The following is a 16,236-nucleotide window of genomic DNA, read 5'->3' on the forward strand; positions in this document are numbered from 1 at the left end:
ATTAGTTTTGTTTTCATAGTATTTTGGAGCTTGGTTTACCAAGCTCCTTTTTTGTGTCTTTTTAAAGCTCAAGAAAACTTATATAGTCTTAATTTCGCACGCTACATGAGATTTTTTATTTTCTTTTTATTTACTACTTCAGCTATTAAGGCACAGGATTTGCATACCATCACAGGCAAGGTAACGGACTCTAGATCTAGTCCTATATTTATGTCTAGCATAAAAGCATATCAAAATGAAAAACTAATTACGGGTGCTAAAACGGATAAAAATGGTCAATTTTCAATCAAACTTCCTTCGGGTAGTTATAAGTTAGAGTTTGGATTTATTGGTTATAAAGTTTTATCAAGAGAAATAAAGGTATCTAATAGTGATATACAACTTGGTTCGATCGTGCTATTAGAAAACTCAACCGTACTTTCAGAAATCTTAGTAACAGGCAACAAGACAAGCAAATCATCCGCTATTGATAAAAAGGAGTATAGTCCGTCTCAACTGTTAAATTCGCAAAATGCTTCTGCAGCGGAGCTTGTAAACGCTTTGCCATCTGTCAATATGGGGAATGATGGAGGAAATGTTTCATTTAGAGGAGATGAAAATGTAGCAGTAATGATTAATGGAAAAATGTCTTCTCTAACTGGGGAGAACCTTAGTCAAATACCTGCTACTTCCATAGAAAAAATAGAGATTATTTCCGTTCCTAATTCAAAATATAATAGCGAAGGCTCGGCTGGTATAATTAATATAGTTTTAAAAAATGCAAATGCAAGTTATAACGGAGGTTATGTGATTGGAAGCATTGGTAATAATAATAAATACAATGGACAGATTGGATATAATTTCTCACTTGGCAAATTGGCCATTGCTAGTTCATATAATTACACTTATAATGAGTTTCTAAATTGTGGCTGGTCTCGCAGAGAATATTTATTAAACCCTGAATTACATAGTTATCGTCATATAAGCGATGGGGAGAGTTATAAGCGATTGCATGCGTTCAGATTAGGGCTAGACTACGAATTTAGCAAAAGAAGCACTATTTCCTTGATGACAAATATTAGTAGGGACTGGGGTTCTAGTTTTTCCGACGACTATGACACATTTAGAACCAAGACTCAAGCTTTATATTCAATATGGAAACTCGAAAATAGAAACAGAAACTTGAATACACTTTATGATATTAATTTATCATTTCAGCATTTTATGCCAAATATGAAAGATAAATGGACAATAGAAGTTTCACGATCGGATAATATGAATGATCAATCGAATAGTTTTAATAGAAATTTTGCATACGATATAGGTATACCCAAAAACTATCAGACGAATTATTCTGTAGACAATATTCAGCGCCGACCTATCACCGCTATCCAGACAGATTATACAATGAATTTAAGTTCCAATCAACAATTTGAAACAGGATTGCGCGCCGCGAATAGAGATTTTAGGTTTACTAATAGTTATAAAGAATCAGGAATAGAGGTTGCTCGCTGGTCTAATGATTTTAATTTTAATGAAAATGTATTCAGTGCATATGGACTATGGAGTTCGCAATGGTCAGAAGCTATTCAAACCAAATTAGGAGTGCGATTAGAACAGACAAATACAGAGAGTTTTAATTATGATACTTCACTTTACGCGTACAATTATTTCAATGCCTTTCCATCTGGTATGATTCGCTATAATTTGCCGAATAAGCAATTTTTGAGTGCAACCTATAGTATGCGAATCAATAGACCTGGACCTGGAATGCTCAATCCATTGCAGGATGTTTCAGATCCTATCAGTAAAAGACTTGGGAACCCTCAACTTAAACCAGAAATTATTAACTCTTATGAATTAGGATACGGAAATGACAGATTGAAAAATTTATCGTTTTCTTCTAGCTTGTATTTCAAAGTTTCAAATAATGCCATTACACGATATCTTACTACAAATCCTGACGGCACTATCTTCGTGACAATAGATAATATAGGTAAAGCTACTTTTTCAGGCTGGGAATTGATCGGTACATATAAATTAAGCAAGACTTTAAGCCTTAATTTCAACTCTAATTTATCCTATAATACTTTGAATTATACAAACCAAAATCAAGTTTATGAAAGGGATTATTTAAATTGGCAGGCTAGAGGGATATTGAACATTAAGCTACCATGGAATATGGAAGGGCAGGTTATAGGTTTTTACAAATCTCCATTCGAATCACCACAAGGTACTATTCATTTTATGAGTAATGTTGATATATCATTGAGAAAAAAATTATTCAATCAAAAGGCGAATATAATTCTAACTGTCTTTGATATTTTTAATGATACTAAATTTAGATTGAATAATTCAGATTTTGACTTTTTAAACGAATTTGAACGTAAACGAGAGACACGATATTTTACCTTGAGTTTCCGTTATAATTTTGGATCCGACAATTCTAGTAAAAAATCTAAAATAGAAAAACCTGAACCTAGAGAGGGTGGAGGAGAAATGGGAATGTGATAATAGAGCTAAGTTATCAGTAGTCTGAAGTCAGTTTTTTTAGTATTAGTCCAGCCATAATTTTCTATGTTTTAAAAAGTCTTTATAACGAAAGCAATCAGGACTATGTGACCCTTCGATGCGACCTATAGACATCAAAAATTCGTTTACTATTTCACCACCTACAAATTTAAACTCTTTTCTAAAAAGCTTTACCCATGTAGCTAAATCAGCAGCTTTTTGTATTTTTATCCATTGGAAAAATGACCCATATTCCTTTTGCATTTCTAGAATACGCTGAGCATTGACTATAGCTGCGTTTATTTTTAGTTTATTGCGAATGATTCCACTATCCTGTATCAGACGTTCCCGATCTTTTTCTGTATAATTGGCAATCATCTGAATATTAAAATTGGAATACCCTATTCTGAAATTAGATTCTTTCTTGAGTATGGTATCCCAGCTTAATCCCGCTTGATTTATTTCCAAGATTAATCGACCGAATAACTCATTGTCATCTGAAAATGCCAGTCCATATATGGTGTCATGATGAATGCGATGTATATTATCTAATTTTAAATTTCGACAATATTTACAATAAGAGTAAGTCATTATTTTAGTTTTTTCCAATAAACTCCTGACCAATCAATAGGTATAATTTCCTCAAGTATTCCGTTCTCTTCTCTAAAATCTAATACTGCTTGCTTACATGCATTCACAGCTCCCCAATCATCAATTATAACATATCCACCAATTGATAATTTGGAGTATAGATTGTTTAGTGCATCTATTGTAGATTCATACATATCACCATCGAGTCTTAATAAGCATAATTTTTTAATTGGTGCACAGGGCAGAGTATCTTTGAACCAGCCTACAAGAAACTTAACATTTTTATCTAATAGTCCATACTTTTCAAAATTCTTTTTAACAACTTCTACTGACACAGAAAGTTCATTATATTGGTGGTGTTTATCACCTTTATCATATTTATATTTATTTGAGTTCGGTTTAGGAAGTCCACAAAAGGAATCAGCTACCCAAATGACTTTATTTTTATCTCCATAAGCTTTTAAGAGTCCTTTCATCCATATAGCCGCTCCTCCTCTCCAAACGCCAGTTTCAATTAAATCACCATCAATATTATTTTTTAAAATATCTTCTATGCAATATTGAATATTTTCCATTCGTTTTAAACCAATCATCGTCTCTGCATTCGCAGGCCAATCCTTACCTAATATTCTATTATCTTCGCAGAATGGCACTATCTTAACGATTGTATAGCCGAACTTTAGCAAAAATTTATCAATAAAAGACAGTATCTTAAGCTTCCATGATTTAGGATTATCTTGTATTCTTTTTAATTCTCCAGTATCAGCACGGTGAATATCTAAAAGAGTGTTCTTTAATAGCTCAAGATATTGATATTGCATATAGTCGCAATATAATACTTTAACTTTAAATCTTTAGAAATTTTAATTATATAAAAAAAGGACTTCAAAATGAAGTCCTTTTAGTGGTCCTCCCGATAGTAATCGGGATAAATGCGGCTCAAACCATCGACCACCTGTCCCGATAACGATCGGGAGAGTCAGGTGCTAATATATTTTAATACTAAATTAATCGAGATATTCGGGTATTTAATCAAATCTTCAATATATTTTCTAGATTTCATTCTTTTAATATGTCTTTCAATATTAATAGCTTGAGCATATGAGCTCCATTCTATGTAATGGAATAATGTCCAGTCGCTAGCTTGGGACGTGTATTTGTTGCCATAATCACTTGCATTATGTTTAGCTATTCTAGAATTTAAATCATCTTGAGTAACTCCAATTTAATATTTATCAATTACTTGACTATAAAATATTTTACAAGCTATCATAAGTTGTATAAAAAAAGGACTTCAAAATGAAGTCCTTTTAGTGGTCCCTGCTGGGCTCGAACCAGCGACCACCTGATTATGAGTCAGGTGCTCTAACCAACTGAGCTAAGAGACCGTTGGTTTTAATTTTTTTTCTCTTCCAGCCACCTGTCCCGATAGCTATCGGGAGAGTCAGGTGCTCTAACCAATCCCGATGGCAATCGGGACTAAGAGACCGTTGGTTTTAATTTTTTTCTCATCCGACCACCTGTCCCGATAGCTATCGGGAGATTCAGGCACTCCAACCAATCCCGTTGTCTATCGGGACTAAGAGACCGTTGGTTTTAAATTTTTTCCCTTCCGACCACCTATCTCGATAGCTATCGGGAGAGTCAGGCGCTCCAACCAATCCCGTTGACTATCGGGACTAAGAGACCTTGATTTTCTAAAATCGGAGTGCAAATATAATATTATTTTCAAAATCTTTATTTTTATTTTAACTTTGTGCAATGCGAAAATTTTCAATATTAATAGTTATTTTATTCAATGTGGTTTCTGCTTTCTCACAAGAAAAAGGAACATTTCGAGGTTATATAAGTACTGGTTTTACTATTAACCAAATTTCAGGGGATAGTGTTGGGGGCTTTAATTATTGGGGCTATACTGGTGGATTGGGAACTTATTTTATGATTTCCAATAAGATTTCTGCAAATATGGAAATCAACTACTCCATGCGAGGGGGTTCTGGAGAACAGTTTAATGAGTTTAATCAATTTGTAGTTCACAGAACGATTCATACAAATTATATCGAAGTACCAATTATGATAAACTATCATGATCATAAAATTGCGAGATTTGGAGCTGGATTGGTTGTATCAAATTTAATAAGCACCACACAATGGTACAATCTTAAGCAGGTAAGAAATGAACGAACAGAGAATTATTACAGACCAATTGATCTGGGCTTTATAGCATCAGTTGCTTTTGATATCAAAAAACATTTTGGATTCAATATCCGAATGATCCATTCCATTATTCCTACTAATAGATATCATACTGGAGATGAAGATCAATATCATATCACACTTTCAGCAAGAGGGATATATTATTTTTAAATATTGTTTTCGTTTCAGTGTAATTTTCTGATAAGAAGTAGCCTTGTTTATTATCTTTGCTGCTTATGACTGCTATCAGTAAAAAGATTGAAAATAAGGATATAATAGTTTCTGGTGTTCAGAGTACAGGAATTTTACATATAGGAAATTATTTCGGTGCGGTTAAGAGTTATGTAAACTTAGCGCAAGAAATAAATAATCCAATGTATTTCTTTATCGCAGATTTACACTCATTGACTTCGCACCCGGATCCTAAAGAGCTCATGAATAGTCGATATATTACACTGGCTACTTATCTAGGCTGTGGTATTGACCCTGAGCGTGCTACTTTGTATTTTCAGTCCGATGTGTTCTATACGCACGAGTTATATTTATATCTCAATATGTTTGCCTACCTTGGTGAACTAGAGCGCACAGCTACTTTCAAGGAAAAAGTACAAAAACAATCAGATAATGTCAATGCCGGATTACTCACCTATCCAGTGCTTATGGCAGCCGATATATTAATACACAAAGGTACAAAAGTCCCAGTAGGCAAAGACCAAGCGCAGCATTTAGAAATGGCAAGAACCTTTGGAAATAGATTTAATCACTATTATAAAAAAGAAGTTTTTCCTGAGCCATTGGCTTTTACATTTACAGAAAATTTAGTCAATATTCCATCGCTTTCGGGTAAAGGTAAAATGAGTAAATCAGATGATAAATCAACAGCTATTTATCTCATAGACACAGATGCAGAGATAGAAAAGAAGATTAAACGAGCTGTAACCGATACAGGACCTAAAGAACCAAATTCATCCTTAACTGAGGAAATGAAAAACTTATTTGACATTATGCGCTTGTTTTCAAAGGAAGAAATTGTGAATGAATATTTAAAGGCTTATGCTGACTGCACTATACGCTATGGTGATATGAAAAAGCAAATAGCTATTGATGCTATAAACGCATTAGCCCCTATTCGTGAGAGTATCATGAAATATATGGATGATAAGAAACTTTTGCAAGATATTGCAAATACAGGAGCTGAGAAGGCAAATAAAAATGCTAAAATTACATTAGAAGAGGTGCGAGATATTATGGGACTTACTACTAAGAATATAAGTTTACTACATTCTTAAATTGATTTTATCTTCAAAAGTTTGATTTATGGCCAAGACAAAAATAAAGCATATAGCAGTAGCAGGCAATATAGGAGCAGGCAAGAGCAGCCTGACTGAACTATTAGCTAAGCATTATAAATGGAAACCACATTTTGAGGATGTAGAGGAAAACCCTTACCTGAGCGATTTTTATGATGATATGACTCGTTGGAGTTTTAATTTGCAGATATATTTTCTGAATAGTCGTATTCAGCAGTTGGTCAAAATACAAGAAGGTAAAGACACCGTGATACAAGACAGAACGATTTATGAAGACGCCTTCATATTTGCACCGAATCTGCATGCTATGAATTTGATGTCCACGAGAGATTTTGATAATTATCAGAGCCTATTTAAGACAATAAGCTCCAAGGTATCGCCTCCTGATTTATTGATTTATTTACAGGCTGGTATCCCTACCTTGGTCAACAATATTCAGAATCGTGCACGAGATTATGAAGAAAATATTCGTATCGATTATTTGAAAAAATTAAATGCCTACTATGAGAGCTGGATAGAAACATATAAGAATGGCAGATTACTAGTAATCAATGTAGATGACCTCGATTTCTTAAATAAAAAAGAAGATCTAGCTTTGATAATAGAGAAGGTAGATAAAGAGGTGAATGGACTTTTTTAGAAGTGAAATTAAACTATAATGGATAGCGATAATATTTCAATTGAAAAAATAAAGGATTTATACCCTGATGAATGGGTGTTACTTGCAAATCCTGAAATGTCAGATACAAAGGTACTCAGTGGTATTATACTATTTCACAGCAAAGATAAAAAGGAAGTTTGCTACATTGGTAGAGATAAGGCCACTGGATTTGATAAATTTACTATTATATATACTGGAGAATTACACCAAAATCGAAAGGTAGGAATTTTTAGACGATTGTAATAATGGTATTTCGATTTGATTTAGCTACAGAAGAAGATGTGATATTAGTCAATTCTAGTATAGGAGGGAAGTTTGAATTTAGACTGGCATTAGATACTGCGGCTACTCACACTACAATTGATAGTAGCGTACTTTACTTTTCTGGATACGAACTAAGGAATAGCAAGGGTGAAAAAGACGTAGAAACTTCAAATGGTATTGTAATGGTTGAATTATATGAAATTGAAGACTTTACCTGTTTAGGAATATCTAAAGATAAGTTTGAAGTTCAGGTCTATGATTTTTTAGCACATGGAATAGTATCAGATTATGACGGAGTCGTAGGATTAGATTTTTTGAGGGAACATAAATTGTGTATTGATATGCGTAAAGGTGAAATAGAAGTAGATAAATTATAAGAAATGAAAAAGTTTATCATTTTATTTTTTGTTGTTTTTTGTTTTCAGATTATGAAGGCAGATTTTGCAGATGGATTAGGTGAAGCAATAGAGACTTTAGTGTATTTAATTATTGGTTTTATTGGAATTGTTGTTTCTGTAGTTATTAACTTTTTTATTTATAAATCTAGAAAAAGACAAGTAATGTTAACAAATTTAATGCATTCATTATTTGCTATATTTCTTCCATTATTTCTGCTAATAATATTCCCTTATTTATACTTTGACTATTACTGTGATAGACTTTCGAAAGAAATAAATATTTATTTAATCATAATATTTTTAGCCAATTTTATTGCAATAGTATATACAGGTAGAAGATTAGTAATAAAACATAAAGAAAAAATTATTTATTATTTTAAAAGAATCGTATTCCCATGAAAGGTCCAATTTCTCAATTCATCCTCCACAACTATCGTCACTTTAACGCTGCTGCCCTTGTTGATGCTGCCAAAGGTTATGAGACACATCTTCTAGAAGGAGGTAAAATGCTTGTATCCTTAGCGGGTGCTATGAGCACTGCAGAACTTGGAATATCGCTAGCTGAGATGATTCGACAAGATAAGATAGCTATTATCTCTTGCACAGGTGCAAACCTCGAAGAAGATATGATGAATCTCGTAGCACATTCGCATTATGAGCGCGTACCGAATTATCGCGATTTGACTCCACAGCAAGAATGGGATTTACTAGAACGTGGACTGAATCGTGTGACAGATACTTGTATTCCAGAAGAAGAAGCCTTTCGAAGATTGCAAAAACATATCTATGAGTTATGGAAAAAGGCAGATACCAATGGGGAGCGTTATTTCCCGCATGAGTATATGTATCAGATGATAAAAAGTGGTGTACTCGAGCAATATTATGAGATAGACCCAAATAATTCATGGATGGTAGCCGCAGCAGAAAAGAATATTCCAATTATCGTTCCAGGTTGGGAAGATAGCACTATGGGAAATATTTTTGCATCGTATATTATCAAAAATGATATCAAAGCCTCAACTATGAAGTCAGGTATTGAGTATATGGTATGGCTAGCGGACTGGTATCGAAAAAACAGTGAGGGCAAAGGTGTGGGCTTTTTCCAGATAGGTGGCGGTATAGCAGGTGATTTTCCTATATGTGTTGTCCCTATGATGTATCAGGATTTAGAATGGCATGATGTTCCCTTTTGGTCTTATTTCTGTCAGATATCGGATAGCACTACATCTTACGGTTCATATTCTGGGGCTGTGCCTAATGAGAAGATAACTTGGGGCAAATTGGATATTAATACCCCTAAATTTATTGTAGAATCAGATGCTACTATTGTAGCTCCACTTATATTTGCTTATATTCTAGGGCAGTAAATTCATAAAATTCCGTGCAAAAACTTGAACATCCTTTACCCTATGTCAATCCGGATTATGAAAATTGGGGGATATACAAATTAGATAAAGATAAAGATGCTTTTCTAATTGAGGTAGTAGATAGAGTTATAGAAAAATCACGGAAAAATTATCCTACTACTCGCGCTTTGTTTGATGAATTAGCATCGACCCTCTATCAAGAGCGTATTCGTGTGACTACTTCACGATGGAAATCAGACCCTGATGATGAGAAAGATTTTTGGAATAATGTCAAAGGACAGATTATTAAATTTCAAAAAGCACAAAGTTGGGAAGAGACTGATAGAGCAGTATTGGAGACGCTTTTGAAAAAGATACTCTTTCGCTATGCATATGAGATTGTGGCTAACTTTAAACCCAGAATTTTCGAGCTAGCTCAAAAATTTCTCCCTCGTATCTTATTTCTATTTCTCAATTCTAAACTAAATTCACCATTTAAATTTCTTTTTAGAAAGATAAATAGCTTCTATAAAAAATTTATAATCACTGGTGATTTTGAGTTGATAAGAAATCTCTCTAAACTAGGTACGATTGTAGTTGTTCCAACTCATTTTTCCAATACAGATTCACCACTTGTTGGTTGGGCTTTGAATTCAATTGGTTTAGAACCTGTGACTTATGGTGCGGGTATCAATCTAGTAGGTACACAGCCACTATCGTTTATGTTGAATAATTTGGGAGCTTATAAATTGGATAGACGTAGAAAGAATGCCTTATATCTCGAATTATTAAAAGCCTATTCACAGATGGCAATCGAACGCGATACGCCTAGTTTGTTTTTCCCTGGTGGCACACGTTCACGATCAGGTGCACTAGAGTCTAAATTGAAGCTAGGACTATTAAGTACCGCAGTAGAGGCACAACAAGAGAATTTTATCAATGGTCGAAAGAAGATATTTATCTTACCTCTTGTCATTAATTATCAATACAATATTGAGTGCTCATCGCTAGTAAATCAACATCTCGTAGAAATAGGAAAAGAGAAATATGTAGCCGACAGTTTTGAATACTCTACTACTTATAAAATTATTCGATTTTTAAAGCATTTATTTAATGCGGATACCGAGATTGTAGTTTCATTTGGCAAGCCTCTAGATGTTATAGGCAATGAAGTGAACGCGCAAGGCGAGAGTGTCGCACCTAATGGTGTTCCTTTTGATATTAAAGGCTATTTTGAACTAGAGAATAACATAGTACGAGACGAACAGCGTAATTATGAATATACGAAAATTTTAGGCAGCAAAATAGTGAAAAGCTATTTTAAGTATAATACTGTAATGACAGCACCTTTGGTAGCATTTATCTATTTCACTTTGTTGAAAAAAAGGCACAAGCACTTGTCTCTCTTTGAGCTTATGCTGCTGCCTAGAGAGGATAGAATTATACGAAGAGAGCGGGTTTTAGAATCCTTAGTCATTTTAATAGCCAAGCTCCTTGAATTGAAATCAAATAATAAACTAAATGTAAATGAAAAAATCATAGAAAATTCAGATAATCAAATATTAAATGATGGTATAGAGGCTATAAGTTTGTTTAATTCCAAAAAAGTGATTTATGCTGATTCTGATGGCAATTTAAATTCAGAAGATGTGCGTCTGGCATACTTTTATCATAATCGATTAACAGGATATAACCTTGAGCAATACATATAATATTTCAAAACCAATAGGGATATTGGGTATAGGTAGTTTCGGTACGGTACTTGCAAATCTAATAGCTGAGCGGCATCACGTCATTATGTATGCGCGCAAACAAGCTACTGTTGATAATATAAATATTCATAAAAAGCATAGAGAGATAGAGATTCTCTCTCATGTGCAGGCTACAACTGATTTAAATCTGTTAGCAAGTAAATGCGATGTCATTTTTCCAGTTTTACCTTCTTATGCATTCCGAAATGTGATTAGAGAATTAGCAAGTCATTTAACCTCCAATCATATTTTGATACATGGTGCTAAAGGATTTGATGTCAAGGTTGATTTCACGAAAAGTCCTATAGCCATTCAACCCAATGAAATATGCACTATGAGTGAGGTGATTATTGAAGAGACACCAGTGCATAGAGTAGGTTGTATATCAGGACCAAACTTAGCTAAAGAAATAGCGCAAAAGCAGCCCGCAGGAACTGTTCTAGCTTCAAAATTTAAAGAGGTAATCGGTATCGGGACTGAGATATTGCAATGTGACCGATTTCAAATTTACGGAAGCCATGATATCAAGGGGATAGAGCTAGCTGGCGTATTTAAAAATTATATAGCTATAGCAGCTGGAGCTTCTGCCGCTTTAGGTTATGGCGAAAATGTTAAAGCGCTTCTTATAACCAAAGGTATAGCTGAAATGATAGCTATAGGCAAGACTTTAGGTGTAGAACCTCGCTCCTTTCTGGGATTAGCGGGAATTGGAGATTTGGTAGCTACTTGTTCTAGCCCCTTAAGTAGAAACTATTCTGTAGGATATCGTTTAGGAAAGGGTGAAACGATTGATCAAATTATAGCTACTATGACAGAGGCTGCCGAAGGTATTAATACGGTGAAGGTGATAAAATACCTATCTGATACAATGCATATTCAGGCACCTTTGGTGGGTATTATATATAAAGTTATGTACGAAGGTTATTCTTTGGAGCAAGGTATCAAAGCATTGATGCGCTTGCACGTAGGACATGATGTCAATTTTTATTAGAATATATGATTGAAGATATAGAGATTAATGATATAGAAAATGAAGGAGATGAACTCGTGCGTGAGGTTCTTCTTCAAGTGGACAAAGGGCAAGAGTCAATTCGAATCGATAAATATTTAGTGAATCATGTAGAGCGAATTTCAAGGTCTAAGTTTCAGGCGGCGGCTGATTCAGAAAGCATACTCGTCAATGGAAAGCCTGTAAAATCCAGCTATAAAGTTAATCCCAATGATAGCATTAAAGTTATCTTACCCATGCCATTTGGGCATGAGGGCATTAAGCCAGAGGATATTCCATTGAATATTTTGTATGAAGACAAGAGTTTATTAATCTTAAATAAACCCGCAGGTCTTGTAGTACATCCTGGAGTGGGTAATTATACTGGAACTCTAGTCAATGCCTTACTATTTCACGTCAAAGATTTAGGTAAAGGTTCTGATGCCTTAAAGCCAGGTATAGTTCATAGATTAGATAAAGATACCAGTGGAATCATGGTCATAGCCAAAAGTGATTATGCTATGGCATATTTAGCCAAACAATTTTTTGAGAAAACGAATCACCGTAAATATGTGGCTCTTGTGTGGGGGGATATTGAAGCTAATGAGGGTACAATTGATAAAAATATAGGACGGGATAAATTTGAGCGAAAAAGAATGCGAACTTTTGAGGATGATTTCGAAGGTAAACCATCGGTGACACACTATAAAGTTTTAGAGCGCTTTGGATATTGTACCTTGGTCGAATGTATATTGGAGACTGGTCGTACGCATCAGATACGAGTGCACATGGCCAGCTTGGGTCACCCTGTTTTTAATGATGATAGATATGGAGGAAATGTTATCGTAAAAGGGACTGTATTTAGCAAGTATAAACAATTTGTAGAGAATTGTTTTAAAGTATGCCCAAGACAAGCCCTGCACGCTAAAGAACTTGGTATAGAACATCCTGAAACTAAGAAATGGATGTCGTTTGACTCTGAATTGCCAGAGGATATGGCAATGTTAGTAGAAAAATGGAGAGGATACTCTAAAGGAAGATTGCTAGAATTTACAGTTTAATTAATCTGTAAATTCTAGCAATTTATATTTAATTGCCCACTGCTGAGGCAGAATCACAAAGACTATTTTTATCTAGTTTTTGATTATTGATTTTTATTTTCTCTGGAAATTTATAAATCACTGTATTACCTTCCTTTAAATCTAGTTTTAGTTTAGATAAGTCGAGATTATTTATATCATAATTTATAGAATAAGCATCACCTTGTTTGCTTGAATAGTCTACATAGCTCAAACGAATTCGATAGGTAGAACTATTAGTAGAAACGGGCACTAAGAACCATTTTCCTTTCTGACGACAGCACATGGATATATTACAATTGTCATAAACGACATAAGGCTTAACTAGGTCAGGCGATAATCCTTTTATTTTTACTTTCAAAAATTTAACGGTATCCTCTACATTATCAAAAATCCCAAGAACACTTGTATTGTTTATAATGGCGACTTCATAAACCTTTTTCTCGTGATTATAATTAAACTTATTGATAGTATCTGCTGTCCATCTTCGAGGATTTGTATATAATTTTGCATTTGGAGAGTATTCTCCTGGAATGCTTACTATAAGAGGTTTTTGACTATTAATGGTCAATTCTTGATATTCTTGGGTTAGATTCACTGAAAAGGCTCCTATAAGTGATAAGTTTTTACATTCTCCACTAGAAGTGTTAAATCCCTTTTTAATGATATCATAATTCTGGGTATAATCTTTAAAATCAAGATCGATAGGTTCGCTACTTCCTGTGACTAAACTATTCTTGTCAACTTCAAGCGTAATCCCGTTCGTCATTTTAACTACTTTATTTCCAGCCTTAGGTATTTTCCCAGTAGAAAAATCTGGACCTAATTCAATCGGGGGTGCAATATTCGCTGGCTGGATTGTTTCGTTTTTAACAGTAGTATTACCTTTTACATTACTATTTGCATTTTCTTCCACTTCTTTAAAATCCACTACCTCATCAAATAGGCTGAGTACTACCTCTACGTCTGTTCTTCTATTTAAAGCTCTACCTTCTTTGTTTGAATTATCTCCAATGGGTTGCGAATAACCAAAAGAGGAATACGTAAATTTATCTCTTTTTAGTCCTTTATCTACTAAATAATTCAATACATTAAGTGCTCTTAAATTCGAAATTACTTTATTGATTCTAGCTGAACCTATATTACAAGTATGACCTTTAACCTCGCCTAAATAGGACTTGCTATTTTTTAAAAGTGTTACAATAGAATCTAGCTTCTTTTTGTGATATTGATTAAGAGTTGTTTTCCCAATACCAAAATAAATTGATTCTTTCAGCGTATGAACTTGACTATATCCTTTATATCCAAATATAAGCAGTATTAAAATAAATAATTTTTTCATGTAATTGTTTATTATTAAAAAGCAAATTTATAAATCAAATAATAGGTAATTGTGTCAATCTTTATACATGATATCAATAAGATTGGCATTTTTTTCTTCAATTACCTTTCTTTTTAGTTTCAAAGTAGGGGTCAATTCTCCGCCATCTATTGTCCACTCTGTATTGACAAGAGTGAATTTCTTAATCTGCTCTACATGATTAAAGTGTACATTATATCGGTCAATTACTCGATTCATTTTATCTTGAATATGTGAATTATTTGTCCAATTAGGACTATCAAAATCTATTTGATAACCTTTAAAACTAGCCCAACTATTCAAATTAGTAACCGATGGATATATTAGAGCGGAAACAAATTTTCTATTGTTCCCTATCACTATAATTTGCTCGATATATTTGCTGGCTTTTAGTGTATTTTCAAGATGCTGAGGAGCTACATATTTACCGCCACTTGTTTTAAAAAGCTCTTTGACTCGATCGGTGATTTTAAGAAATTTATTGTCTTCCATTTTACCTACATCGCCTGTATATAACCAACCTTCTTTTATGACAGCTTCAGTAGCCTCTGGATTGTTATAATAGCCCATCATCACATTTTCGCCTTGAACCAATATTTCACCTTCTTCATCTGCCATCCCTTCTCGATGTTCTAATTTTACTTTTACATTATCTAATATCATACCGACGCTTCCGGGTCTATTTTCGTCTACCCCAAATCGATTAAAAGAGATGACAGGTGCCGTCTCCGTCATACCATAGCCTTCTCGAACAGTGATGCCTACATTGTTGAAAAATATTCCAATTTTTGCTTGAAGTGCTGCAGCACCAGTTACTATTCCTATGATATTGCCTCCCAGAGCTTGTCTAAATTTGCTGTAAATAACCTTATTCAGGAAGCCATAAAACATATTTGAAGTTGCATTTTGTTTATGAGCTAAGACTATCCCCCAGTTAAATAATAATTTACTTATTCCTTTTAAATCTTGTCCTTTGGCCAAAATACCATCGTAAATTTTCTCCATTAATCGTGGTACACAGGTCATAAAATGTGGCTTGACCTCCGCTATATTTTCTTTCAATGTATCTATACTTTCGGCATAATAAACCTCCACGCCTTTGTAAAAATAAAAATAGGTCACTACACGCTCAAATATGTGACAAAGAGGCAGAAAACTCAACACTTTATGTTCTCGTTTTACTGGCAAATGCGGTGATACTTCTTCGACATTGAATATGATATTGCGGTGCGATAGCATGACACCCTTTGGATTGCCTGTAGTACCAGAGGTATAAATAATGGTAGCTAAATCTTGACTTGTAATTTTTTTTTTCATAGCCTCTACCTCTCCAATTTTCGACCAATCAGCAGCAGCTAGAAATTCCGAAACATGTTTACACCCATCTAACTTGTCAAATGAGTAAATTCCTTTGAGACTAGGAACATTCACTTTAGACACTTTTTCAAAAATAACAGAATCAGAGATAAATAAATACTTCGCCTCCGAATTATTCAATATAAATTCATAGTCATGGAGTGAACTTGTAGGATAAATAGGGACATTGACCGCTCCTAGTTGTAGAATACCATTGTCGCAAAAATTCCATTCGGGTCTATTTCCTGATATGATTGCGATTCTATCTCCCTTCTCTACTCCGTGTGCTAGAAGTGCAAGTGAATATTCGTTCACCTTTTGCTGAAAATCTTTGGAGGAATAATGCTTCCATTGCCCATCATGTTTTATAGACAATGCCTTGTCTTGTGGATACTCATTCGCCTGAATATCTATATAGTCAAATAACCTTGTAGCTTTCATCTTAA

Annotated in this window: 16 protein-coding genes and 1 tRNA gene; 11 read left to right on the top strand and 6 right to left on the bottom strand. The window is 34.1% G+C overall.

Going from position 1 to position 16,236, the window contains the following annotated elements; translation table 11 throughout:
* Positions 1 to 105 precede the first annotated feature (105 nt).
* On the top strand, positions 106 to 2,490 hold the full coding sequence (locus JNL75_07370) for a TonB-dependent receptor (protein MBL7789626.1): 2,385 nt from the start codon (positions 106 to 108) through the stop codon (positions 2,488 to 2,490).
* 45 nt (positions 2,491 to 2,535) lie between these two features.
* Here JNL75_07370 and JNL75_07375 read toward each other — a convergent pair whose 3' ends face one another.
* The 4 genes from JNL75_07375 to JNL75_07390 all read right to left on the bottom strand — a co-directional run bounded on the left by JNL75_07375 (position 2,536) and on the right by JNL75_07390 (position 4,469).
* Positions 2,536 to 3,081 carry a DNA-3-methyladenine glycosylase I gene (locus JNL75_07375; GenBank protein ID MBL7789627.1) on the bottom strand — a complete coding sequence of 182 codons (546 nt, stop codon included), beginning with the start codon at positions 3,079 to 3,081 and terminating at the stop codon, positions 2,536 to 2,538.
* Entirely contained in the window at positions 3,081 to 3,902 is an 822-nt protein-coding gene (locus JNL75_07380; protein ID MBL7789628.1) for a TylF/MycF family methyltransferase, read from the bottom strand. The genes JNL75_07375 and JNL75_07380 overlap by 1 nt, the downstream gene beginning before the upstream one ends.
* A gap of 158 nt (positions 3,903 to 4,060) precedes the next feature.
* Complete coding sequence (locus JNL75_07385; GenBank protein MBL7789629.1) at positions 4,061 to 4,306, bottom strand: GIY-YIG nuclease family protein; 246 nt, start codon at positions 4,304 to 4,306, stop codon at positions 4,061 to 4,063.
* 89 nt (positions 4,307 to 4,395) lie between these two features.
* Positions 4,396 to 4,469 (bottom strand) — tRNA-Ile (locus JNL75_07390).
* 373 nt (positions 4,470 to 4,842) lie between these two features.
* Here JNL75_07390 and JNL75_07395 point away from each other — a divergent pair.
* The 10 genes from JNL75_07395 to JNL75_07440 all read left to right on the top strand — a co-directional run bounded on the left by JNL75_07395 (position 4,843) and on the right by JNL75_07440 (position 13,056).
* Entirely contained in the window at positions 4,843 to 5,448 is a 606-nt protein-coding gene (locus tag JNL75_07395; GenBank protein MBL7789630.1) for a PorT family protein, read from the top strand.
* Between the two features lie 74 nt (positions 5,449 to 5,522).
* Positions 5,523 to 6,566, top strand: coding sequence for a tryptophan--tRNA ligase (trpS, locus tag JNL75_07400; protein ID MBL7789631.1), 1,044 nt, complete (start codon positions 5,523 to 5,525; stop codon positions 6,564 to 6,566).
* 28 nt (positions 6,567 to 6,594) lie between these two features.
* Positions 6,595 to 7,227, top strand: a complete 633-nt coding sequence (locus JNL75_07405) for a deoxynucleoside kinase (GenBank protein MBL7789632.1) — start codon at positions 6,595 to 6,597, stop codon at positions 7,225 to 7,227.
* Positions 7,228 to 7,245: 18 nt separating this feature from the next.
* Complete coding sequence (locus JNL75_07410; protein MBL7789633.1) at positions 7,246 to 7,491, top strand: hypothetical protein; 246 nt, start codon at positions 7,246 to 7,248, stop codon at positions 7,489 to 7,491.
* 2 nt (positions 7,492 to 7,493) lie between these two features.
* Positions 7,494 to 7,889, top strand: coding sequence for an aspartyl protease family protein (locus tag JNL75_07415; protein ID MBL7789634.1), 396 nt, complete (start codon positions 7,494 to 7,496; stop codon positions 7,887 to 7,889).
* 3 nt (positions 7,890 to 7,892) lie between these two features.
* Positions 7,893 to 8,309: a hypothetical protein gene (locus JNL75_07420; GenBank protein MBL7789635.1), complete on the top strand. Its 417-nt coding sequence runs from the start codon at positions 7,893 to 7,895 to the stop codon at positions 8,307 to 8,309.
* Positions 8,306 to 9,277 carry a deoxyhypusine synthase family protein gene (locus JNL75_07425; protein MBL7789636.1) on the top strand — a complete coding sequence of 324 codons (972 nt, stop codon included), beginning with the start codon at positions 8,306 to 8,308 and terminating at the stop codon, positions 9,275 to 9,277. The genes JNL75_07420 and JNL75_07425 overlap by 4 nt, the downstream gene beginning before the upstream one ends.
* A gap of 14 nt (positions 9,278 to 9,291) precedes the next feature.
* Positions 9,292 to 10,968 (top strand): 1-acyl-sn-glycerol-3-phosphate acyltransferase, encoded by a 1,677-nt coding sequence (locus JNL75_07430; GenBank protein ID MBL7789637.1) that lies wholly within the window; start codon positions 9,292 to 9,294, stop codon positions 10,966 to 10,968.
* The gene (locus JNL75_07435) at positions 10,952 to 11,998 is read left to right on the top strand and encodes an NAD(P)H-dependent glycerol-3-phosphate dehydrogenase (protein MBL7789638.1); all 1,047 of its coding nucleotides are present in this window, start codon (positions 10,952 to 10,954) and stop codon (positions 11,996 to 11,998) included. The genes JNL75_07430 and JNL75_07435 overlap by 17 nt, the downstream gene beginning before the upstream one ends.
* 5 nt (positions 11,999 to 12,003) lie before the next feature.
* Complete coding sequence (locus tag JNL75_07440) at positions 12,004 to 13,056, top strand: RluA family pseudouridine synthase (protein ID MBL7789639.1); 1,053 nt, start codon at positions 12,004 to 12,006, stop codon at positions 13,054 to 13,056.
* 28 nt (positions 13,057 to 13,084) lie between these two features.
* Here JNL75_07440 and JNL75_07445 read toward each other — a convergent pair whose 3' ends face one another.
* Positions 13,085 to 14,416, bottom strand: a complete 1,332-nt coding sequence (locus JNL75_07445) for an OmpA family protein (GenBank protein MBL7789640.1) — start codon at positions 14,414 to 14,416, stop codon at positions 13,085 to 13,087.
* A 54-nt stretch (positions 14,417 to 14,470) separates the two neighbouring features.
* On the bottom strand, positions 14,471 to 16,231 hold the full coding sequence (locus JNL75_07450; protein MBL7789641.1) for a long-chain fatty acid--CoA ligase: 1,761 nt from the start codon (positions 16,229 to 16,231) through the stop codon (positions 14,471 to 14,473).
* Positions 16,232 to 16,236 lie beyond the last annotated feature (5 nt).

The sequence above is a fragment of the Chitinophagales bacterium genome, from assembly GCA_016787225.1.
GTDB lineage: Bacteria > Bacteroidota > Bacteroidia > Chitinophagales > JADJOU01 > CHPMRC01.

Bases quoted from the DNA above. Each gene is read 5' to 3' on its own strand.
- JNL75_07370 (MBL7789626.1), top strand. From the start codon at position 106: ATGAGATTTTTTATTTTCTTTTTATTTACTACTTCAGCTATTAAGGCA.
- JNL75_07375 (MBL7789627.1), bottom strand. From the start codon at position 3,081: ATGACTTACTCTTATTGTAAATATTGTCGAAATTTAAAATTAGATAAT.
- JNL75_07380 (MBL7789628.1), bottom strand. From the start codon at position 3,902: ATGCAATATCAATATCTTGAGCTATTAAAGAACACTCTTTTAGATATT.
- JNL75_07395 (MBL7789630.1), top strand. From the start codon at position 4,843: ATGCGAAAATTTTCAATATTAATAGTTATTTTATTCAATGTGGTTTCT.
- JNL75_07405 (MBL7789632.1), top strand. From the start codon at position 6,595: ATGGCCAAGACAAAAATAAAGCATATAGCAGTAGCAGGCAATATAGGA.
- JNL75_07410 (MBL7789633.1), top strand. From the start codon at position 7,246: ATGGATAGCGATAATATTTCAATTGAAAAAATAAAGGATTTATACCCT.
- JNL75_07415 (MBL7789634.1), top strand. From the start codon at position 7,494: ATGGTATTTCGATTTGATTTAGCTACAGAAGAAGATGTGATATTAGTC.
- JNL75_07420 (MBL7789635.1), top strand. From the start codon at position 7,893: ATGAAAAAGTTTATCATTTTATTTTTTGTTGTTTTTTGTTTTCAGATT.
- JNL75_07425 (MBL7789636.1), top strand. From the start codon at position 8,306: ATGAAAGGTCCAATTTCTCAATTCATCCTCCACAACTATCGTCACTTT.
- JNL75_07440 (MBL7789639.1), top strand. From the start codon at position 12,004: ATGATTGAAGATATAGAGATTAATGATATAGAAAATGAAGGAGATGAA.
- JNL75_07445 (MBL7789640.1), bottom strand. From the start codon at position 14,416: ATGAAAAAATTATTTATTTTAATACTGCTTATATTTGGATATAAAGGA.
- JNL75_07450 (MBL7789641.1), bottom strand. From the start codon at position 16,231: ATGAAAGCTACAAGGTTATTTGACTATATAGATATTCAGGCGAATGAG.